Origin of the sequence: Curvivirga aplysinae, from assembly GCF_009711445.1 — a bacterium.
GTDB lineage: Bacteria > Pseudomonadota > Alphaproteobacteria > UBA8366 > Aestuariispiraceae > Curvivirga > Curvivirga aplysinae.
This window is the reverse complement of sequence record NZ_SMMC01000175.1, coordinates 1-20,184: the sequence shown is the minus strand read 5'-3', so window position 1 is coordinate 20,184 and position 20,184 is coordinate 1. Positions and strand designations below refer to the sequence as shown.

The 20,184-nt window shown below is 43.5% G+C and carries 20 protein-coding genes; 9 read left to right on the top strand and 11 right to left on the bottom strand.

Features of this window, described 5'->3' with window-relative positions; all coding sequences use genetic code 11:
- The first annotated feature begins 10 nt into the window (after positions 1–10).
- Positions 11–625, top strand: a complete 615-nt coding sequence (locus E1160_RS08750; protein WP_155154767.1) for an acyltransferase — start codon at positions 11–13, stop codon at positions 623–625.
- On the opposite strand, the gene E1160_RS08745 is transcribed toward E1160_RS08750, so the two are convergent.
- Together E1160_RS08745 and paaN are read right to left on the bottom strand one after the other, a co-directional pair.
- Positions 622–2,580 carry a 3-hydroxyacyl-CoA dehydrogenase NAD-binding domain-containing protein gene (locus tag E1160_RS08745; RefSeq protein WP_155154766.1) on the bottom strand — a complete coding sequence of 653 codons (1,959 nt, stop codon included), beginning with the start codon at positions 2,578–2,580 and terminating at the stop codon, positions 622–624. The genes E1160_RS08750 and E1160_RS08745 overlap by 4 nt on opposite strands.
- 24 nt (positions 2,581–2,604) lie before the next feature.
- Positions 2,605–4,266: a phenylacetic acid degradation protein PaaN gene (paaN, locus tag E1160_RS08740; RefSeq protein WP_155154765.1), complete on the bottom strand. Its 1,662-nt coding sequence runs from the start codon at positions 4,264–4,266 to the stop codon at positions 2,605–2,607.
- Between the two features lie 179 nt (positions 4,267–4,445).
- Here paaN and paaG point away from each other — a divergent pair, with 179 nt between their 5' ends.
- The 5 genes from paaG (at position 4,446) to E1160_RS08715 (ending at position 9,108) form a co-directional block, all read left to right on the top strand.
- Positions 4,446–5,240 (top strand): 2-(1,2-epoxy-1,2-dihydrophenyl)acetyl-CoA isomerase PaaG, encoded by a 795-nt coding sequence (gene paaG / locus E1160_RS08735; protein ID WP_155154764.1) that lies wholly within the window; start codon positions 4,446–4,448, stop codon positions 5,238–5,240.
- Between the two features lie 12 nt (positions 5,241–5,252).
- Positions 5,253–5,678 (top strand): hydroxyphenylacetyl-CoA thioesterase PaaI, encoded by a 426-nt coding sequence (paaI, locus tag E1160_RS08730; RefSeq protein WP_328597143.1) that lies wholly within the window; start codon positions 5,253–5,255, stop codon positions 5,676–5,678.
- 52 nt (positions 5,679–5,730) lie between these two features.
- A complete protein-coding gene (gene paaK / locus E1160_RS08725; protein WP_155154763.1) occupies positions 5,731–7,038 on the top strand; it encodes a phenylacetate--CoA ligase PaaK in 1,308 nt (435 codons plus the stop codon).
- 9 nt (positions 7,039–7,047) lie between these two features.
- Complete coding sequence (locus E1160_RS08720) at positions 7,048–7,644, top strand: TetR/AcrR family transcriptional regulator (protein WP_155154762.1); 597 nt, start codon at positions 7,048–7,050, stop codon at positions 7,642–7,644.
- 78 nt (positions 7,645–7,722) lie between these two features.
- Positions 7,723–9,108, top strand: a complete 1,386-nt coding sequence (locus E1160_RS08715) for an MFS transporter (protein ID WP_155154761.1) — start codon at positions 7,723–7,725, stop codon at positions 9,106–9,108.
- Here the strand turns inward: E1160_RS08715 and E1160_RS08710 are convergent, their stop codons facing one another.
- The 7 genes from E1160_RS08710 to E1160_RS08680 all read right to left on the bottom strand — a co-directional run bounded on the left by E1160_RS08710 (position 9,109) and on the right by E1160_RS08680 (position 15,026).
- Positions 9,109–10,041 (bottom strand): 2-hydroxyacid dehydrogenase, encoded by a 933-nt coding sequence (locus tag E1160_RS08710; RefSeq protein ID WP_155154760.1) that lies wholly within the window; start codon positions 10,039–10,041, stop codon positions 9,109–9,111.
- Positions 10,042–10,053: 12 nt separating this feature from the next.
- Positions 10,054–10,371 (bottom strand): DMT family transporter, encoded by a 318-nt coding sequence (locus E1160_RS08705; RefSeq protein ID WP_155154759.1) that lies wholly within the window; start codon positions 10,369–10,371, stop codon positions 10,054–10,056.
- A 35-nt stretch (positions 10,372–10,406) separates the two neighbouring features.
- Entirely contained in the window at positions 10,407–11,564 is a 1,158-nt protein-coding gene (locus E1160_RS08700) for a mandelate racemase/muconate lactonizing enzyme family protein (protein WP_155154758.1), read from the bottom strand.
- Positions 11,565–11,592: 28 nt separating this feature from the next.
- On the bottom strand, positions 11,593–12,372 hold the full coding sequence (locus tag E1160_RS08695) for an SDR family oxidoreductase (protein WP_155154757.1): 780 nt from the start codon (positions 12,370–12,372) through the stop codon (positions 11,593–11,595).
- 19 nt (positions 12,373–12,391) lie between these two features.
- On the bottom strand, positions 12,392–13,189 hold the full coding sequence (locus tag E1160_RS08690) for a class II aldolase/adducin family protein (RefSeq protein WP_218048799.1): 798 nt from the start codon (positions 13,187–13,189) through the stop codon (positions 12,392–12,394).
- 1 nt (position 13,190) lies between these two features.
- Complete coding sequence (locus E1160_RS08685; protein ID WP_155154756.1) at positions 13,191–14,078, bottom strand: NAD(P)-dependent oxidoreductase; 888 nt, start codon at positions 14,076–14,078, stop codon at positions 13,191–13,193.
- 66 nt (positions 14,079–14,144) lie between these two features.
- Positions 14,145–15,026, bottom strand: coding sequence for a HalD/BesD family halogenase (locus E1160_RS08680; RefSeq protein ID WP_155154755.1), 882 nt, complete (start codon positions 15,024–15,026; stop codon positions 14,145–14,147).
- A 159-nt stretch (positions 15,027–15,185) separates the two neighbouring features.
- Here E1160_RS08680 and E1160_RS08675 point away from each other — a divergent pair, with 159 nt between their 5' ends.
- From E1160_RS08675 to E1160_RS08665, 3 genes are read left to right on the top strand one after another with little or no spacing between them, the layout of a single operon-like run.
- Positions 15,186–16,040 carry a LysR family transcriptional regulator gene (locus E1160_RS08675; protein WP_155154754.1) on the top strand — a complete coding sequence of 285 codons (855 nt, stop codon included), beginning with the start codon at positions 15,186–15,188 and terminating at the stop codon, positions 16,038–16,040.
- A gap of 13 nt (positions 16,041–16,053) precedes the next feature.
- Positions 16,054–17,136 (top strand): mandelate racemase/muconate lactonizing enzyme family protein, encoded by a 1,083-nt coding sequence (locus E1160_RS08670; protein ID WP_155154753.1) that lies wholly within the window; start codon positions 16,054–16,056, stop codon positions 17,134–17,136.
- A gap of 35 nt (positions 17,137–17,171) precedes the next feature.
- Positions 17,172–17,834 carry a glutathione S-transferase family protein gene (locus E1160_RS08665; protein WP_155154752.1) on the top strand — a complete coding sequence of 221 codons (663 nt, stop codon included), beginning with the start codon at positions 17,172–17,174 and terminating at the stop codon, positions 17,832–17,834.
- Between the two features lie 75 nt (positions 17,835–17,909).
- On the opposite strand, the gene E1160_RS08660 is transcribed toward E1160_RS08665, so the two are convergent.
- Both E1160_RS08660 and E1160_RS08655 read right to left on the bottom strand, forming a co-directional pair.
- Positions 17,910–19,334 (bottom strand): aldehyde dehydrogenase family protein, encoded by a 1,425-nt coding sequence (locus E1160_RS08660; RefSeq protein WP_155154751.1) that lies wholly within the window; start codon positions 19,332–19,334, stop codon positions 17,910–17,912.
- Between the two features lie 276 nt (positions 19,335–19,610).
- Positions 19,611–20,060 carry a bactofilin family protein gene (locus E1160_RS08655; protein WP_218048798.1) on the bottom strand — a complete coding sequence of 150 codons (450 nt, stop codon included), beginning with the start codon at positions 20,058–20,060 and terminating at the stop codon, positions 19,611–19,613.
- Between the last annotated feature and the right edge of the window lie 124 nt (positions 20,061–20,184).

Sequence of the window (20,184 nt, the reverse complement as noted above, 5' to 3'; positions counted from 1 at the left end):
CATTCCTTCCATGGCGAAAATCTATTCTTATGACGATGTGATCCCTGTAGTGGATCCGAAAGCTTATGTGCATGAAACTGCGGTGGTGATTGGGGATGTGATTATTGGGCCAGATGTTTATGTAGGGCCTAATTGTGTTTTGCGTGGAGATTTTGGTCGGATCATCTTAAAGCAAGGCTCCAACTTTCAGGATACCTGTGTGGCACATAGCTTTCCTGACATGGAAATGGTGGTGGAAGAAGATGGTCATATCGGGCATGGGGCTGTTTTACATGGCTGCCAGATTGGTAAAAACGCACTAGTTGGCATGAATAGTGTGATCATGGATGGCGCCAAGATTGGTGAAAATTCTATCGTTGCAGCTATGTCTTTTGTGAAGGCTAACTTTGACGGACCTGCAAATAGTCTAATTGTCGGGTCACCAGCAAAAGTATTACGTGAGCTATCTGAAAAAGAAATTGCATGGAAATCCGAAGGCACTTCTGTTTATCAGCAACTGGCCCGCGATAGTTTCACCAAGATGAAAGCTGTTGATCCTTTACCTGAAATAGAAGAAGGGCGCCGTACTGTTCGGGCCCCAAAAGCTACGCCTTTTCATATGACAAAAGATCAACTTGAAGATTAATTTTTTATGCTTTCAGCGTAATGCATAAGACCACCGCGCCAGCGTGGGAAACCAAAGCCATAAACCTCAACAAGATCGATATCAACAGGAGCTTTGGCAATGCCTTCTGAGAGCATTGCTTCACCTTCTGCACTCATCGCAAATAAGATACGGTCCAGAATCTCTTCTTCGCTAAAATCTTGGATGGTAGCATCACCATCTTGGCGCAAAGTTTCAATAATACTGGTAACTTCATCACTGACAATTGGGGTGCGATTACCCTCCTCATAATCATACCAGCCGCCCTGACTTTTCTGACCAAAACGTTTTAGCGCACATAACGCATCTGATACTGGTGCATGTACAGGCATCCCGTTTTGGGCGGCATTCTGACGCTGGGCAAACGCGATATCAAGGCCGCCTAAATCCTGTGCCTCAAATGGGCCCATGGACATGCCGAATTTACGCATAACCTTATCAATTTCACTTGGATAACAACCTTCAAGTAAAAGCTGTTCTGCTTGTTTACGATAGGTTTTTAAAATACGGTTGCCGATAAAGCCGTCACAGACACCTGCGAGTACTGGAATTTTTCGCAACTTCTTCGCTAAGCCAAATGCGGTCGCAATAACCTCTTCCGATGTATGATCGGTTTTAATCACTTCAACCAGTTTCATAATATGGGCCGGGCTAAAGAAATGGATGCCGATCATCCGTTCTGGGGTGGATATCACATCACCAAACTTATTTGGATCAAGGTAGGATGTGTTTGTGGCTAGGATTGTGTCATTACGGCAAATCTTATCAAGTTCTTTGAAAAGAGTTTGCTTGACAGTCATATCTTCAAAGACAGCTTCGATCACCAAATCCGTATCGCCCAAGTTACTATATCCAACTTCTTGCCCAAGGTTAGATAGGTTTTCTTGAAGTTTTTCTTCACTTAACAAGCCACGCTTAACGCTGCCTTGATAAAGTTTGGTGATATTGGAAATGCCACGATCAAGGCTGTCTTGATCCCGCTCGACCAAGGTGACTTGGTAGCCAGCATTTTGTAGAGCAACGGTAATGCCAGCACCCATGGTGCCACCGCCAATGACAGCAATTTTTTTTAAGTCTTTTATTAAAGACTTATCCAGCCAATCCGGATTTGTTGCTTTGCGTTCAGCAAAGAATATATGGCGTAAGGCTGCGGATTCAGCACTGTTTCGGCATTCAATAAAAATTTCTCGTTCGCGTTCTAAGGCGTTTGAAAAAGATAGTTCACAAGCATTCTTGATGGATTGAATTGCCTGAAGCGGGGATTGTTTTCCCTTGGTCTTTTTAAGGAGTTCAGCTTTTTTCTCATCCCAAAAACGATCATTTTTTGGCCCGATAACATCACGGTCCTTTAAGGGCAAGGGATGCAGCTTATCTTTGATAATTGCCGCATAAGCAACAGTATCCTCTAACAGATCATTTTCACTGATATAGGTGCATGCGCCCATCTGCATGGCAGCTTCAGCATCAACTGGTTTGCCACTGGTGATCATATCAGTTGCTTTACTGACACAGATAAGACGAGGCAGCCGGATCGTGCCACCTGCGCCGGGAATGAGGCCTAAATTCACTTCGGGTAGGCCGACTTTTGCACCCTGTGCCATCACACGATACGTACAGGCGAGGGCGACTTCAAAGCCACCGCCAAGGCATGTGCCATGAATGGCGGCAATCCAGATTTTACAACTGTCTTCGATAGCGGAAATAACCTCTGGTAAAGTTGGTTCTTGAGGCGGTTTTCCAAATTCGGAAATATCTGCTCCGGCAATGAAAGTACGCCCTTCACAAATCAAGATGATTTGATCGATTGTGTCGTCTTGATCCAGTTCATTTGCCGCGTCATATAACCCTTTGCGTACCGCAGCGGATAACGCATTTACAGGCGGATTATCTACTTTAACAATGGCGAGGTGATCGCGTCTTTCAATGGAAACAACCATATGCCTTTTCCTTCATGGGAAGTTTTAAGCCGCAACAGGTTTTCTTGTGGCAACAACACGGAAACGTTTTGCCACAAATGCGCTATCTGTCAGGCTTGCATTGCCCGCCGGGTTTGCCCCAGTAACATGGAAGTCACTAAAAGCTGCAGACTGGTTAACAAAAATTCCACCTGTTAAGTTGCAAGACAGATTCACACCTGCATCCCCAAACGCGTCCGATGCTTGATCTAAAACCGCGTCATCTGTGGAATAGATGGCAGAAGTAATCGCACCTTTTGTCGCCGCTAAATGGGCTGCACTATTAATGGCATCTGTCGTATCATCAGTTGCGATAATAAAGGAAATTGGGCCAAAAGCTTCTTCTGTATGGATGTGAGATTTAGATGCATCCACTTTTAATATCAAAGGTGTTGCTGTGCGTGCTGAATCTAACCCTTCAACGGGTGTCGAGGCACGTAATACTTCGCCTTTATCGGCATAAGTCGCTACGCGATCTGTTATGCTATCATTGGAGATCGCACCACAAACGCCCGCGGCACGTTGTGGGTCTTTTAAAAGGCCATTGGTTGCTTTCACAATACCTTCAGCAACTTCATCAAAGCTTTTATGGCCGTCTTCTGTTTCAATACCATTCTTTGGGACATAGATATTTTGGGGGGCTGTACACATCTGACCGCTATAGAGGGAAAGAGAGAAGCCAATATTCCCTGTCATCCCTCGGAAATTATCTGTGGAGGAAACCACAATGGAATTCACGCCAGCTTCTTCGGTGTAGATGTCAGCTTGTTTTGCATTATCACGCAACCATTGCCCAAAGGCATTGGAGCCAGTGAAGCCAATAATTTTAACATCTGAATGTGTAGATAAATCCTGAGTGATCTGAGCGTTAGATGTATCGGCAGCAAGCAGGATTGTGTTTGGATCAAAACCGGCTTCTTTCAAAGCATCACGAGCCACGGAAACACTGATCGCCAATGGTAAGATTGCTTTTGGATGAGGTTTTACAATCACGCTATTCCCTGTGGCGAGACTTGCAAAAATGCCGGGATAACCATTCCATGTCGGAAATGTCGCACAACCAATTTCTAACGCCACACCGCGCGGTACGATGCGCCATGTTTTTTCCATCGTATCAACAGTATCTTTACCTGCTGGTTTGCTCCAAATTGCAGAGGCAGGGGTACGTTTCATTTCTTCATAGGCATATGTCACAGCTTCAAGACCACGATCTTGTGCATGTGGGCCACCGGCTTGAAAGGCCATCATGAAAGCCTGACCTGTGGTATGGGTGACTGCATTGGCGACCTCAAAACTACGTTTGTTTAAACGATGGAGAATCTCTAGGCAGACACCAACGCGATCTTCAATAGAGGTTTTGCCCCATGCTTTGCCTGCTTCTTTTGATGCAGAAATGAGTGTTTCAGCAGAGGCCGTTGGATATTTGATGTTTAATGCTAGGCCATAGGGGGAAGCTTCATCGCCTACACGGTTTTCTTCAGGGTGTTCTTCGATTTTGAAATCACTATTACGATAGTTTTCAAAAGCAGTTTGGCCGTCCGTCTTGGCTGCTTCACCATAGATTTTACCACTCGGCATTTCTGGATAGGCAGACCAATAGTCCCGATTTTTCGCTGTTTCCAAGGCTTTTTCAAGTGTTGCACGATGTGTTTCGAAGAAGCTGGACATAATGTCCTCCCTATTTAAGTATCACAATATTATTTATTGATTTATATTTTATGTGATTATTTATTGACCGACCGGTCGATTTATGCAAGTCTTTTCTCATATAAAAATGAAATATGTTGGTAGCTTGAAATAAAAACCGGCATCAAAGAATGGGAAAACTTAATAGGGAGTGAGCTGTGATGAACAGCGATACTATTCTTGTATCTAAAGAAGGTGGCGTGACAAAAGTCACCCTAAATAGACCTGAAAAATTGAACTCATTTAACGATGAAATGCATCAGGTACTTTATGCAGCGATGAAAGATGCTGCAGAAGATCCAGTTTGCCGAACTGTTTTGTTAACGGGCGCTGGGCGTGCGTTTTGTGCCGGACAGGATTTAGGCGATCGAGATCCATCCAAGATGGATGGTCCGCCGGATTTAGGGGAGACATTGGAAAAGTTTTATAATCCATTAATCCGTATGATCCGCGATATGAATAAACCTGTTATATGCGCGGTTAATGGGGTGGCAGCCGGGGCAGGCGCAAATATCGCGTTGGCTTGCGATATCATCATCGCGGCAAAGTCCGTTAAGTTTATTCAGGCTTTCTGCAAAATTGGTTTGGTTCCGGACTCCGGTGGAACTTGGAGCTTAACCAAGCTTCTAGGGGAAGCACGCGCCAAAGCCTTGATGTTAACTGGTACACCGATTATGGCGGAACAGGCGGCTGATTGGGGGATGATTTGGCAGGTCGTTGAAGATGATCAATTAATGGATGTTGCAACTAAACAGGCGCAAGAATTTGCCTCAGGGCCTACTATTGGTCTTGCATTGACGAAACAAGCAATCCATGCCGCAGCGACCACTAGTCTGGATCAACAATTAAATATGGAACGTGATTTCCAGCGGCGTGCCGGACGTAGTTCTGATTATGCGGAGGGCGTATCCGCTTTTATACAAAAACGGAAACCGGAATTTACAGGCCAAGAATGAGGGGAAGTTGTGGTGGCTTTAACTGATAAAGAGGTTGCTGAGAAATCCGCGACGGCTATGTGGGCCAATGATGATGCTTCTAAAGGTTTAGGCATGGATTTGGTTGAGGTAGATGCAGGTTATGCAAAAATAACCATGCCGATTACTAAATCACAAACTAATGGACTGGATACTTGCCATGGCGGGTTCATTTTTACATTAGCAGATTCAGCTTTTGCTTTTGCCTGTAACAGCCGCAATCAACAAACCGTTGCCCAGCATTGTTCTATTAACTTTGTCGCGCCAGCATTTGAGGGGGATGTTCTTTGTGCGGAGGCTAAAGAAGTCGCGGTTTATGGGAGAAGCGGCATATACGATATTCGGGTTACCAATCAGAAGAACGAATTGATTGCCGAGTTTCGAGGTAATTCACGCAGCATTCGCGGCGCACATTTTTAAAATAAAAATTAAATAAGAATAAAAAAACAGAACCGATTATAGGGATAAGATTATGGAAGATTTGAGCCCAAAAAAATCTGATTTGGAAGCGATTGAAATTGCCTCAATTGATGAAATTCGTTCTGTGCAATTGGATCGAATGAGAAAGACATTGCATCACGCTTATACGAATTCTCCATTCTATAAAGCAAAGTTTGATGCCGTGGGTGTGTATCCGGATGATCTAAAAGATTTATCAGATCTTTCAAAATTTCCTTTCACCGTTAAGCAAGATTTAAGAGACAACTATCCTTTCGGGATGTTTGCAGTACCTCAAGATCAATTGGCGCGCGTTCATGCATCTTCTGGCACGACAGGAAAACCTACTGTCGTTGGTTATACCAAAAATGATATTGATATGTGGAGTGACGTGGTTGCACGTTCCCTTCGTGCATCAGGTGTAAGAAAAGGGGATATTGCCCATGTTGCTTATGGTTACGGATTATTCACTGGCGGATTAGGCGCACATTATGGGGCGGAAAAACTGGGATGCACTGTCATTCCTGTATCTGGTGGTATGACGGAACGCCAAGTTACCCTTATTCAGGATTTTAAACCCCGTGCGATTATGGTGACACCGTCCTATCTTTTATCCATTCTGGATGAGTTCCATACCCAAGGTATCGATCCTAGGGAGACTTCCTTGGCGGTTGGTATTTTTGGGGCGGAACCTTGGACCAACGCCATGCGTCAGGAAATTGAACATCAATTTGATATGCATGCAGTTGATATTTATGGTCTGTCTGAAGTCATTGGTCCCGGGGTTGCCAATGAATGTGTGGAAACAAAAGACGGTTTACATATCTGGGAAGATCACTTTTATCCAGAGATTATCGACCCTGAAACAGGGGAAGTATTACCGGATGGATCGGAAGGGGAATTGGTATTTACTTCTCTCACGAAAGAAGCTTTTCCAATCATCCGATATCGCACCCGCGATTTAACACGCCTTCTGCCCGGAACGGCGCGGTCCATGCGTCGGATGGAAAAAGTTACAGGACGAAGCGATGATATGATTATCTTGCGCGGGGTAAATGTCTTTCCAACTCAAATAGAAGAACAAATTCTGAAATGCGCTGGCCTAGCTGCACATTTCCAAATTGAACTGAACAAAGAAAATCGTATGGATAGTATGACAGTTCATGTGGAAGCGCTTTCACAAGCGAATAATGATGAGGCGAAGGCGAGTTCTGCGAAGGAATTAAGCCATCATATTAAAAGTGCCGTAGGGGTCAGTACAAAGATCATTGTGGCAAATCCGGGTGGGATCGCAAGGTCGCAAGGGAAAGCTGTTCGTGTTGTAGATAATCGCAACAAGTAGGGTTTACGTATGTCCAGGACTCGTGCTCAAGACTTCGATCAAAAAAAGATAGCCATTCGATCTGTCGCAACTGGGTTGTTTTCAAAAGTTGGCTTTCATGCAACCTCTATGACGCAAGTTGCGGAAGCCGCCGGCATATCAAAAGGTCTATTATACCATTACTATCAAAACAAAGATTTCTTGCTATTTGATATTTTGGAAACTCATCTGTCCGATCTTGCCGAAGATGTTGAAAATGCTGCTTCTAAATGCATGGAGCCTGAAGAAAAACTGAATTCCATTATAAAGGCATTGTTGGATAATTATCATGATTGTGATGATGAGCATCAGATACAAGTAGCCGAAATGTCTTCTCTTCCTATTGCGCAGCAAGAAACGCTTCGAAATCTTGAAAGGCGTATTGTAAAACCTGTTAATCAGGCCGTTTCAAAAATGTTACCTTCGGAAGTATCACAGGAACTGATGTTAAAACCATGTACGATGACTTTATTCGGAATGGTGAATTGGTGTTTTATGTGGTTCAAGAAAGATGGCCCAATGAGCCGTTCTGACTATGCGAAGCTTGTCTCACAAATCTTTCTGAATGGCATTCGTTCTTTGTCATAGGGGAAATATAATATCTAGCGCAGAAAAACGAATAGTCCTATAAAGTGAAAAAGAAAAATATCACAGGTTTAGGATCATATGTCGGACGTTTCTCCTCTTCGAAATTCGGTTTATAGCCGATTACTTTCAGCCCAGATTATCGCATTGGCAGGGACTGGCCTTTCAACTGTTGCATTGGCTTTGTTGGCTTATGACTTAGCGGAAGGGGATGCAGGCGTTGTTCTTGGAACTGCACTGGCTTTGAAGATGGTTGCCTATGTATGTATTGCACCAATTGTTGGTGGATATGCCCATAAATTACCACGCAAGACGATGTTGGTTGCCTTAGATATTGGTCGCGCTCTCGCTATTGGCTGCCTTCCTTTTGTGACTGAGATTTGGCAGATTTATGTCCTGATTTTCTTCTTAAATAGTTGTTCTGCAGGTTTTACACCCACTTATCAGGCGACAATCCCAGATGTGTTACCTGATGAGAAACAATATACAAAAGCCTTGTCATTATCCCGTCTGGCTTATGATTTGGAAAATCTGTTAAGCCCGCTCTTTGCTGCTGCTGCCCTTGCAGTCTTAACCTATGATGCGTTGTTTAGTGTCAATGCGGCTGCCTTTATTATATCCGCATTACTTGTTCTATCATGTTCTTTGCCTGCTTCTTCGATTGTGCAGCGGGAAAAAGGTGTTTGGAAAAACCTGACTTATGGGATCAGCGTATATCTTCGTACACCACGGTTAAGAGCTGTATTGGTATTGGCGATGGCTGTATCTGCAGCAGGTTCCATGGTGATTGTGAATACAGTGGTCTATGTACGTGATTATTTGGGACGTTCTGAACAAGATTTAGCGCTGGTTTTGATGGCATCGGGTATCGGATCAATGGTTGTAGCGATGTTACTACCTAAATACTTGGACAAATTTTCAGACAAGCCTGTGATGGTGTTAGGCGGGGTTCTAATGGGCTCTGCTTTATTCCTTGGATTACTGGAACCTAACTTTTATCAACTGATGCCGATCTGGTTTATGTTAGGGGCGGGGTCATCCATGTCTCAAACCCCGATGGGAAGATTACTTGCAAAATCTGCGACCCAAGGAGATCGCCCTTCTATATATGCAGCCCAGTTTACACTATCTCATGCGTGCTGGTTGATCGCCTATCCATTGGCTGGTTGGGTCGGTGGTAAAATCGGCTTGGATACTGCTTTCTTGGTGTTGGGGGTAATTACTGTAAGCTCAACGATTTTAGCGTTGGTCATTTGGCCGAAAAATGACAACGAAGAGTTAGAGCATATTCATCATGCCCATGATCATGAACATCCTCATTATCATGATGAACATCACGACCATGATCATGAGGGCTGGGAAGGGGAAGAACCTCATGTTCATCCGCATTACCATCCCAAGGTTCGGCATCGCCATGCCTATGTTATTGATATTCATCATGAGACATGGCCAAAACAAGGCACTTAGTTAAAAACCTTTTTGTCTGTCATATAAGGGAAAGGCGGCTTTGCCTTTTTCTAATCTATTGATGTTATTCACCAAGACTTTCGCAGCACTACGGGCATATGTCGCCCCGGACATATGTGGGGTGACATGTACTTTTGGATGTGACCAGAAGGGATTGTCATTCGGTAAGGGTTCTTCAATAAATGCGTCTAGTGCTGCTGCTGCAATATGTCCTTCATCAAGCTTAGATAGTAGATCTTGATCTTTGATGATTGCCCCGCGTGAGATATTGATAAGGAAACTTCCCTGTTTCATTTTGGATAGGAAGTTGCCATCAATCATATTTGTTGTATCGCTGGTTAATGGAAGGCAATTAACCAATACATCCAAGTTTTCTAAGAAGTCAGTTAATTGATCTAGTCCATGATAGGTTTCTATGTCTTGGATGGTTTTACGGCTTAAATCCCAGCCAAGTGTTTGATAGCCATTTTGCCCAACTTTTTGACCAACGACTGAACCAATATTGCCAAGGCCTAGAATACCCACTTTGAAGTCCTCAGCGGGTTTACACGGATAACGTTCCCAATGTTTTTTAATCTGCTGTTCTTGATAGATATGGTAGTGACGATGAAAATTCATACACCAGTAAAGGCTATGCATAGCCATATCATCTGCGACAGCAGGATCAACTAAACGGATAATAGGTAGGTTATCAGGGAGGGAGTTATCTTCTGCTAGATGTTCAACTCCAGCCCCTAATGACAACACAGCTTTTAGATTTGGATAAGTGGCTAAATCACCCTTTGGGTGATCCCATACCAGGGCATAGGTGATATCTTCTTTATCTGGTATATCGGGATATTCATAAATGGGTAGATCGTTAGGCAGCAGTCTAGGAAGTTCTTCCATCCATGCCTGATTACCATATCCATTGTTATTTAAAAGGACTGCCATCGAATGTCTCCCTTAGGCTTGGGTATGCAGGCCGACGACACCGACCACGATCATACCAATGAAAAGAAGGCGTAAGGTGGAAACCGGCTCTCCTAAAAATACGATACCCAAAATCGTAAGGATGGCAATGCCGACGCCTGACCAGATCGCATAAGCAATACTCATATCAATGGTTTTCATAGATAAATTGATCAGGCTTAACGCAATGGCAAAAAAGACAATGAATAGAACGCTTGGTACCAGTTTGGTGAAGCCATGGGAAAGTTTCATACAAAACGTACCTGCAACTTCGGTGACAATTCCAAGTGCTAAATATATCCATCCATTCATTGTTTTCTCTTTCTTATTTATGGTGACGTTTATAATTAACCGCCATATTCAAAAACCGGATCCCCCAATACGTCCCAATCTGGCTCAATGCCTAAGCCCGGTGCGGAAGTTGTGTTTAGATATCCGTTTTCTGCTTTTGGCGCGCCATGAGCCACATGGCCGTGCATGTAACGGTTGAGGTCTGAACAGTTCAACATAGCCTTAACAGGTGTGCTTGCGGCAAGGTGGGAGAGGGTTGTGGTGACAATATCACTGCCCCAGCTATCCTCAACCGTCATGGATAAACCTTGTGCCGCACAAAGGTCGCGGATTTGTTTTGCTTTTGTTAGACCGCCAACTTTAGAAACCTTAAGGCATACAACATCCATTGCGCGGTATTTAATCGCAAGAAGTAATGCCTCAAGACTATCAATACTTTCATCCAGTTTAATGGGATGCGGGGTCATTTGACGGATATTCACGCATCCTTCCAAATCGGCACAGGGTTGTTCAATATAGACAGAGACATCTTTTAGGGCATGTACCAGTTTTACGGTTTCATGCTGTGCCCAGCCCTGATTGGCATCGGCAATAAAGATTTCACCCGGTTGTCTTGTGGCACATACAGCACGAACACGTTCAATATCTTCATCAACATTGCCATCACATTTGATCTGAAACTGCTTATAGCCTTCTGCACGGGCGGCTTCGCAAGCGTCGACCATATCCGCAACAGGCGCGCTGGAGATAGAGAAATAAAGAGGTAATTTATCTTGGTATTTACCACCAAGTAGGGTGTAAACAGGGACACCTGAATATTTGCCCAGAATATCCCAACAGGCCACGTCGATTGGTGATTTGACGTAATTATGGCCTTTCATCAGACTGTCCATGGTTTGGTTTAATACACCTAAATCCAGTGGGTTTTGTCCGATAAGTTGAGAGGCAAGTTCCGAAAGGCCCGGAATAACCCCTTTCGCATAGGCGGGCAGATAGTTTGATCCTAACGGGCAAACTTCACCATATCCGGTAATCCCTTGATCAGTTTCGATGGCAACAATAGTACTTTGGGCAGCACTAATAACCTTGCCCATTGCCATGCGATACTCACCCCCCACACAATCAAGATCGGTTTGATAAGCTGAAATCTTTGTGATTACTGGATTTATAACCTTTTGGGTGATGTCGGATTTTAAGTCTTTTACCAAATTCATCAGCCTAACTCCTGTTTAGACATTACTGCTATTCTTCCATCATTCGGGGAAAGAGTGTTTCGGTGTTTCCATCTACACCAATGATTTGACCGGAAATATGTTTTCCATAGTCAGAACATAGGAAGACGATTAAATCTGCGATTTCTTCTGGATCCACATAACACTGCATGGATGTTCCAATCGCATAAAGGTCGCGTACGTAATCCTCGGATAATCCTTCACCCTTTGCATGGGCGGAAATTACGTTATCCATACGTTCGCCATTTACATTGCCCGGCACGATGCCATTAACGCGAATATTGTCGGGGCCGAGTTCCATCGCCAATGTTTTTACCAAACCAGTAACGGCCCATTTAGCGGCAACATAGGGGCTTCTATTAGGGAAGCCCAAAATACCGGCGGCAGATACCAGATTAATGATGGTACCTTGTTGCTTTTTCTTGAAATGAGGCACCACGTTTTTAGTGAAAAAGAACTGGCTATCAATACAAACAGCCATGGTTTGACGCCATTGATCGACTGTTACATCTTCAATCGGGGCAGTGGGGCCAGCGATACCTGCATTATTAACCAGAAAGTCCAATCCATCGGTCATGACTTCAGACATGATACGATCCACCTCGTCTGGATCGCTGACATCGCAGGTATATTTGGTAATGTCGTCTGGCAGCGTATCTAGGGCTTCTTCATTAATGTCACAGGTATAAATCTTCGCGCCTAATTTATGCATGGCCAGACATGTGGCACGGCCCATGCCAGCACCACCTGCACTTACAAATGCTCGTTTTCCATCCAGGTAAACTTCCATTCGCTTAAGCCATTAGTGTTTATTGACGATAGGATGGATCAACTTGATCCAACTGACGCAACAAAGCAGGCCATTCGTATTTCCCCGGAGGGAAATCAGCATATTGGCGACGGGAAAGTTTCCAGATTTCTTCCGGACCTTTATCTAATGGTAGGCCTGTGGAATATGCTTCAACCATGACCTGGCAGGCACGGATTAAGTAATACATATTCATAAAGGCTTCGCCTGCGGTTTCGCCCACAGTCAAGAAACCGTGGTTACGCATGATCAAACAGGATTTACCTTCGATATTTTTTGCCAAAGCATCACGTTCTTCAAGTGTTAGGGATAGACCTTCCCAATCATGATAACCGATGTCGCCATAAAGCATGGAGGTATCTTGGATCAAATAATCCAAACCATCTTTCAGCGCAGTCACTGCCAAGCCAGCAGGGGCATGTGCATGGAAGACAACTTTCATATCTGGGTGTGCATTATGGATGGCAGAATGAATGACGAAGCCTGCAGTATTCACATCTGTTGGGCCAGACAGAACAGTGCCATGTTCATCCACTTTAATCAGATTAGATGCCGTTACTTCATTATAGAGTAAACCAAATTTGTTCAATAGGAACTGATGGTCTGTGCCCGGTACACGCATGGTGATATGGTTCCAGATCAAATCATCGTAACCGTAAAGGGCTGCTAAACGGTAAAGAGCAGCAAGATCGATACGGGCTTGCCATTCTTCTGGTGTGATTTGGCTGGCACCTTGTGCGGATTTGAAACTATCTTCATTCAGCTCTCGGCGGTCCATTTCGTTAATTTCGTCTTTCATCTTACTTCCCTCTTAATAACTGATCATTTTGTTCTTCAAGTAGCTTTACAGCCATGAGATGATTTTGGTCGAAACCATATTTGCCTACAGCGCGGCTGTAGATATCTTCCACTTGCTCACACATTGGCAGCGTTGTGCCTGTGCTTTTGGCGAGCTCAAGTGTCAATTTCATATCTTTATGCGCAAGACCAAGGGCGAAACCCGGATCATAACTACCTTCCAAAATAGGGGGGCCATAACGGTCTGCCACATAGGAACGTCCGGTTGATTTTTGTACGATGCCTAACATTATTTCCGGATCAACACCGCCTTTTACGCCAAGCATCAATGCTTCGCTTAGGGCAACGGAATGCAAATAGCAAAGCATCACTTGTGAAATCTTTGCCACATATCCTGCGCCGTGATCGCCAAGATGTTTTACATCCCCACCGATGACATCCAGAATGTCTTTTACTTTTTCATATGTTTCAGCCTTGCCACCCACATAGATAGCTAAACTACCTGCAGCAGCGCCTTCTGTGCCTCCGCTGATTGGGGCATCCAGCGTTGCGATACCTTTTGCTTCCGCAGCGGCGCGAATTTCGCGCTCCACTTCCAAATTATTGGTGGAGAGGTCAATCCAGATCGACCCCTGTTTCATAGCGTCAAGGATGTTGCCCTCATCCAAAGCAATTGACTGCAATTGCTTTGGACCAGGTAGGGAAGTCATAACAACATCTGCGTCTACGACCACCTCGGCAGGGGATGTTGACCAAACACCACCAGCTGCCAGAATTGGTTCTGCTTTGGATTTATCTAAATCAAAGACATTTATATCATAGCCTGCTTTGGCGATATTGAGGGCCATTGGTCCGCCCATATTCCCTAGACCGATAAATGCTATTTTCATCTTTGCTTCTCTCCTGAAAAGAAGCCTCACCCTTTATTTCGGGTGAGGGAGTTACTCTAAGGGTAATTAGTCTGTCAAACCGTCGGAACGATGGGCTTCACGTTCGTAATGCATTGGTAAAGCACGTCCATAAACCTGTTTGGAATGTTCCGGGCGGTTTACGGTATATGGATCAATGGCATAAGTCGGTAAGGCAATAATGCGATTTGTTTTTCCTTTAACCTGTGTAACGCGGTGCATAGAAAAACGGCCTTTGAAAATTTGCATATCACCGGGACGAAGTTGTAATGAATGAACCGGATCACGGTCGCCATTCAAAACCTTATTCACGCCATCAAAATTTTCATCAGATCGGTTGCGTATATCAGGGGCATATTCGAAAGTGCCGCCTTCTTCAGATTCCTGAACTAGAATTGAAACTGTGAAATCATTGCCATCAAAATGCCATGGGAAGTAATCGTTATCACGCATCACACCATAGGGGTGATTACCCAAGGGGTCCGCCCAGCAATAAAGAGGAGATACATTTAAGCATTCGCTCAAGAAATCTAGCAAGATTTGTGAATCATAAATTTTGTTTAAGTCTGATGTTTCTTCCAGACGATCTGAATCAATAAATCCACTACTACGATATTCAAAGAAACGTTTTGGATGATCTTCTGGTAAGCTTTCATCTTCTTTCGTGAAATAAGGGTTGTGGTTCAAGCTTGACCAAAAAGTTTTCTCTTCCAAGCGATGAGCTTCTGCTTGCATGCGATCTAAAGATTCTTCTGTGACGAAATCACGAAGAACCACGCATCCAACATCATCCAATTCTTTTCGACAACGATTAACCAATTCTTGGCGAGCTGTAGATTGTTTATCGTGAATTGGATAGGTATTTAAATCAAAGATGTGATCCATTGGATCGTTTTTCATAATCTTTAATGGTGTTTTTTCCATATTCATAGCATCCTCCATTACAAATATGGGCGTCTGGGTTCAAAAGGAAGAAATCAGACGTTTTTAATTCTTGTGTGTGAGAAGTATGTGTTATTTCTCTTTGACAAAGCAAACGAATATAAATTATGGGTAATATCGGATTTTTCGATTTAAGGTGAGTGTTGGATGAACATAGAACATATGCGTGCGTTTTTAGAAGTTGCCGCAACCGGCAGTTTTCAATTAGCCGCAGATAAACTACATGTGACACAATCTACGATTTCTGCGCGTATCAAAGCGCTGGAGGAACGTTTGAACCGTCAACTATTTGTTCGTAGAAGAAACGGTGCAGAACTAACCGCTGGTGGTCATCATTTCCACCGGCATGCATTGACAGCTGTGCGGTCATGGGATCGTGCACGTCAGGAAATCGCTTTGCCAGACGATATGAAAGCCATTGTAAATCTTGGCGTTCAGTTGAATCATTGGGATAGAATTGCGGCTCCATGGTTAAATTGGATGAACTCAAATGCCTCTAACTTGGCAGCACAAATCGTATCAGAATATTCAGAACCATTAATGCATCGCCTTCGTGATGGATTATTGGATTTAGCGATTTTATATGATCCACAACAAAGACCTGAGTTGGTGATTGAATCATTCCTTGTTGAGAAACTGATTTTAATCTCTACTACGCCAAGGCAAGTGGAAGCAGAGCGCGTTCAGGGATATATTTTTGTGGATTGGGGAGATAGCTTTAAAGCACAACATAGCCTGGCTTTTCCAAATGCACCATCACCTAAGCTTTCTGTTGGCATTGGATCTGTTGGTTTAAACCATATTTTACAACATGGTGGATCTGGTTATTTTATTGAAGAAACGGTGAAGCCTTTAATTGCGGAAGGGCGTTTGTTCCGGGTGAAAGATGCACCAGAATTTAAACGTCCTACTTATCTGGTTTATCAGGATAATCCATCCGATCATGATTTGTTGGAAACTGCGATCAAAGGATTGCGTTCCATATTACCTGACACGGTATAAAAGTGAGTTAAAAATGAAAATAACCAATGTTAAAACCACTTTGGTGGAAGTTCCTTTTGAGAAACCTGTAAAAACTGCGATCCATGATATGCGGTCAGTTGGATGTTCTTTACTTGAAATTGAAACGGATGAAGGTCTTGTTGGCGAAGCCTATCTTTTTTCTTTGAACGGTGTGCGCCTAAAATCATTGGATGAGATGTTAAAGGGGTTTAATCATCATCTAATCGATGCTGACCCTCATTATATTGAAATGATTTGGCAGAAAATCTTTTCAGAGATTAATCCAATGGGGCATGCGGGAGTAACTATATCGGCCTTATCAACGATTGACACAGCGCTTTGGGATTTGGTTGGGAAAGCAGCCAATAGACCATTGCATCACATATTCGGCGCGTGCAGGGATAAGATAAAAACCTATGCAAGTGGTGGTTTATGGATGTCGCAAAGCATTGATGAACTTCAACAAGAGGCCAATGAATTTATTGATCAAGGCTTTAGAGGTATGAAAATTCGCGTGGGTCATAATGATATCAAAAAGGATGTAGAACGCGTTCGTGCAGTGCGTGACGCTGTAGGTGATGAAATTGAATTAATGGTAGATGCCAATCAAAGCTTTAATCCCAAGCAAGCCATTCGACTGGGCCGAAAATTAGAAGAATTTAATCTTGTCTGGTTCGAAGAACCTGTGCCTGCTTATGATTTGGAAGGTCATGCAGAAGTACGTGTAGCACTTGATACACCGATCGCTAGCGGTGAAACAGATTATACGAAATATAGTATGAAAGACTATATCGATAAGAAAGCTTGTGATGTCTTAATGCCTGACTTACAGCGTATTGGTGGGTTGACTGAAATGCGCAAAACCGCAGCAATGGCAGAGGCTGCAAATATGCCTATTTCCACGCATATCTTTACAGAACAAAGTTTATCTATTGCTGGCTCTGCCCCGAATTGTATGTCCGTGGAACATATGCCATGGTTTTGTCCGCTCTTTAACGAAGAAATGGTCATCAAGGATGGTTTGGTTGAGATCCCAAATCGTCCCGGTACTGGCTTTACTTTCAGCTCAGAAGCTAAAGAGAAATTTAAGCTATGATGCCTGAATGGCATTAGAGAGGTAGTTGAGCTCTTATGATTTTATATGATGCAAATGCGCCCGGATGTAACCCTGTAACCGTTCGACATTTTATTTTGGAACGAGAAGGATTGTCACTAGAGGTGGAGCATATTGATCTGGCAAATTTAGCTAATAGAGAGCCGAATTATCTGGAAAATGTGAATAGCCGTGGTGAAGTGCCTGCCTTGCGCTTGGACAATGGAACAATCATCACCGAAACCACAGCCATATGTGCGTATCTGGATGAAGTTGCCGCAAGTGGTACGTCTTTATTTGGAAATACACCGGAAGAACGTGCTGAAACAAATATGTGGGTGAGGCGGGTATATCTTGAAATCTGCTCGCCACTTTTAACTTGGTGGCGCGGTACAGAAGATGCCGTTCAGTTCTATAAAAGTCATCGTGTGCCAGCGACGGATGCACAAGAATGGATGCGGGGTCAAACTCATAAAGGATTGGAACGTTTAAATATCGATCTGGAAGGCCGTGTATTTATTGCGAATGGTAAGCTCACTATGGCAGATATTTTACTAAATGCCTTTCTGATTACCTTACTACGTAAAATTACTTGGGCGGATCGTGAAGATTTAACAAACTTGATGTCTTGGCGAAATATGATGGCAAGCCGTCCTTCCAGTAAAGCAATGTTGGACCCGTTGCCTCATAAAATTGGATGAAGGGGTAACTACAAATAAATAAAAAGGGCCTGAAGATAAATTCAGGCCCTTTTATGTTTCAGCTATAAAGCGTGATTAGCAAGTGATTGCTTTGGTTTCAAGGAAGTCTTCCAGACCCCATTTACCACCTTCACGACCAATACCGGATTGCTTGTAACCACCAAATGGCATGCCTTGGGATAGACCTCCACCATTCATGTGAACCATACCGGCGCGTAATTTACGTGCAACACGGTTGGCTTTGTCTAAATCTTGAGTTTGAACATAAGCTGCCAAGCCATATGGTGTGTCGTTACCGATTTTGATTGCTTCCTCTTCTGTTTCAAACGGGATTATCGCCAAGACTGGGCCAAAGATTTCTTCAGCCGCAACCGTCATTTCGTTATTCACATCCGCAAAGATTGTTGGCTTGATATAGTAGCCTTTTTCAAAACCGTCTGGACGACCAACACCACCAGCAACTAAACGTGCACCTTCGTCAATACCTGCTTGAATCAAACCTTGGATTTTATTGAACTGAAGTTCGCTTACAACAGGACCAATATGACGGCCTTCTTCAGTGGTTGGGCCAACTTGTACTTTTTGTACTGTTTCTTCAGCGATCTTTACCGCTTCGTCATATACAGATTTTTCAACTAACATACGTGTTGGTGCATTACAGGATTGGCCTGTGTTATTCATGCAAGTCAAAACGCCTGTTTTTACTGCCTTTTGAAGGTCTGCATCGGCAAAGATGATGTTTGGGGATTTGCCGCCTAGTTCCAAAGAAACGCGTTTTACTGTGTCTGCTGCATCTTTTGTCACCATAACACCAGCACGTGTGGAACCTGTGAAGGACATCATGTCGATATCTGGGTGTTTGGACATAACAGAACCAACGCTTGGACCATCACCATTTACAAGGTTAAATACACCTTTCGGGAAACCTGCTTCTTCCATCCATTCTGCAAATACCATTGCTGAAAGCGGTGCAATTTCACTTGGTTTCAACACGACGGTGCAACCAACGGCAACTGCTGGAATTACTTTCAAGGCGATTTGATTAACAGGCCAGTTCCATGGTGTGATCAAACCACAAACGCCAATTGGCTCATGACGAATAACTTTTTCGGTATCACGATATTTAGATTCGTCTTCAAACTCTTCTAAAGCTTCAATAAAGCCGCCTAAATGCCAAGGACCTGACCCAGCTTGGGAATTATCCGCTAATGTTTTTGGCGCGCCCATTTCCAAACGAACAGCTTCACCCATATCTGCATTGTTTTTATTCATGATATCCATGAGGTTTTTTAACAATTGCAACCGTTCTTCTTTTGAAGTTTGGCTATATGTTTCAAATGCTTCACGTGCTGATGCAACTGCTTTGTTCACATCTGCTTCGCCACCCATGGAAATGACGGCACAAGCTTCTTCGGTAGACGGATCAATCACATCTAGTGTTTTTGGTTTTACCGGGTTTACCCATTCACCATTAATGTAGAATTTTGTTTTATCTAACATGGCTTTCAGTCCTTATAAAAGTTCGCCTAAACTGTATCTTCGACTATGCATCGAAATCACGTCTTAATTTCTCTGAGCGCAGTCTATTCAAAATGTGATCACATTTACAAGCTGAATCTTTATTTCAAATAAGATCGCTTGATAACATGTCTTTGTCCTAATCAGAAATTATTATGTGATACATATAAGAAAGGGTGGACTTTAAAATCAAGTCCACCCATACGTATTTATGCGCAAAATATTTTTAGCCTTATCTAAAATAAAAACGATTCGCTTTTATTCAGCGGCTGCTTTGTTATCCTTAACAGCTGCCAAAGATACAGGCGCTACTGGTTTTTGTTTCGTATCCAAAGTCATTTTGCGGCTGTAGCGGCCTTCGATTTTCGCGCCTGCTTCTACTTCAAGAACATCATGGTAAACATCGCCAACAACATGCGCGCTATTTTTTAGACGGACTTTCTTTGATCGAATTTCGCCTTTTAAATTGCCTAAAATGGTCACTTGTTCTGCTTCGACTTTCCCGTCCAATTTACCTGTTTGTCCGATTGTCAAAGCATGGCATTTAATTGTACCTGTAAAGCCACCATCCAGTTGTACATCGCCAGCGCCTTGTAGCTCACCACCGATCTCAATACCTTCGGCAATTACAGAAAGCATGGTTGCTGCTTTCTTTGGCGTCGGTGTCGATGTTTCAGCTTGCGGTTGTTTATTTTTTGACCCAAACACGTTCTTAGCTCCCTTGGCCATAGGCGGCCCTGTCTCTTAAATCCAGATTGATTTTCGGATAAGTAAATTAAGATATATGGTACGCTAATATAACAACCTAGACAATGGGTCTAAGATGATTCTT

What these genes read in the sequence shown, in the direction of transcription:
- E1160_RS08710 (WP_155154760.1), bottom strand. Translation starts at nt 10,041, where the DNA reads ATGGCAGTCCTTTTAAATAACAATGGATATGGTAATCAGGCATGGATG.
- E1160_RS08690 (WP_218048799.1), bottom strand. Translation starts at nt 13,189, where the DNA reads ATGAAAGACGAAATTAACGAAATGGACCGCCGAGAGCTGAATGAAGAT.
- E1160_RS08670 (WP_155154753.1), top strand. Translation starts at nt 16,054, where the DNA reads ATGAAAATAACCAATGTTAAAACCACTTTGGTGGAAGTTCCTTTTGAG.
- E1160_RS08675 (WP_155154754.1), top strand. Translation starts at nt 15,186, where the DNA reads ATGAACATAGAACATATGCGTGCGTTTTTAGAAGTTGCCGCAACCGGC.
- paaG (WP_155154764.1), top strand. Translation starts at nt 4,446, where the DNA reads ATGAACAGCGATACTATTCTTGTATCTAAAGAAGGTGGCGTGACAAAA.
- E1160_RS08745 (WP_155154766.1), bottom strand. Translation starts at nt 2,580, where the DNA reads ATGGTTGTTTCCATTGAAAGACGCGATCACCTCGCCATTGTTAAAGTA.
- E1160_RS08680 (WP_155154755.1), bottom strand. Translation starts at nt 15,026, where the DNA reads ATGAATATGGAAAAAACACCATTAAAGATTATGAAAAACGATCCAATG.
- E1160_RS08720 (WP_155154762.1), top strand. Translation starts at nt 7,048, where the DNA reads ATGTCCAGGACTCGTGCTCAAGACTTCGATCAAAAAAAGATAGCCATT.
- E1160_RS08695 (WP_155154757.1), bottom strand. Translation starts at nt 12,372, where the DNA reads ATGGAAGTTTACCTGGATGGAAAACGAGCATTTGTAAGTGCAGGTGGT.
- E1160_RS08665 (WP_155154752.1), top strand. Translation starts at nt 17,172, where the DNA reads ATGATTTTATATGATGCAAATGCGCCCGGATGTAACCCTGTAACCGTT.
- paaK (WP_155154763.1), top strand. Translation starts at nt 5,731, where the DNA reads ATGGAAGATTTGAGCCCAAAAAAATCTGATTTGGAAGCGATTGAAATT.
- E1160_RS08685 (WP_155154756.1), bottom strand. Translation starts at nt 14,078, where the DNA reads ATGAAAATAGCATTTATCGGTCTAGGGAATATGGGCGGACCAATGGCC.
- E1160_RS08660 (WP_155154751.1), bottom strand. Translation starts at nt 19,334, where the DNA reads ATGTTAGATAAAACAAAATTCTACATTAATGGTGAATGGGTAAACCCG.
- paaN (WP_155154765.1), bottom strand. Translation starts at nt 4,266, where the DNA reads ATGTCCAGCTTCTTCGAAACACATCGTGCAACACTTGAAAAAGCCTTG.
- E1160_RS08705 (WP_155154759.1), bottom strand. Translation starts at nt 10,371, where the DNA reads ATGAATGGATGGATATATTTAGCACTTGGAATTGTCACCGAAGTTGCA.
- E1160_RS08715 (WP_155154761.1), top strand. Translation starts at nt 7,723, where the DNA reads ATGTCGGACGTTTCTCCTCTTCGAAATTCGGTTTATAGCCGATTACTT.
- E1160_RS08750 (WP_155154767.1), top strand. Translation starts at nt 11, where the DNA reads ATGGCGAAAATCTATTCTTATGACGATGTGATCCCTGTAGTGGATCCG.
- E1160_RS08700 (WP_155154758.1), bottom strand. Translation starts at nt 11,564, where the DNA reads ATGAATTTGGTAAAAGACTTAAAATCCGACATCACCCAAAAGGTTATA.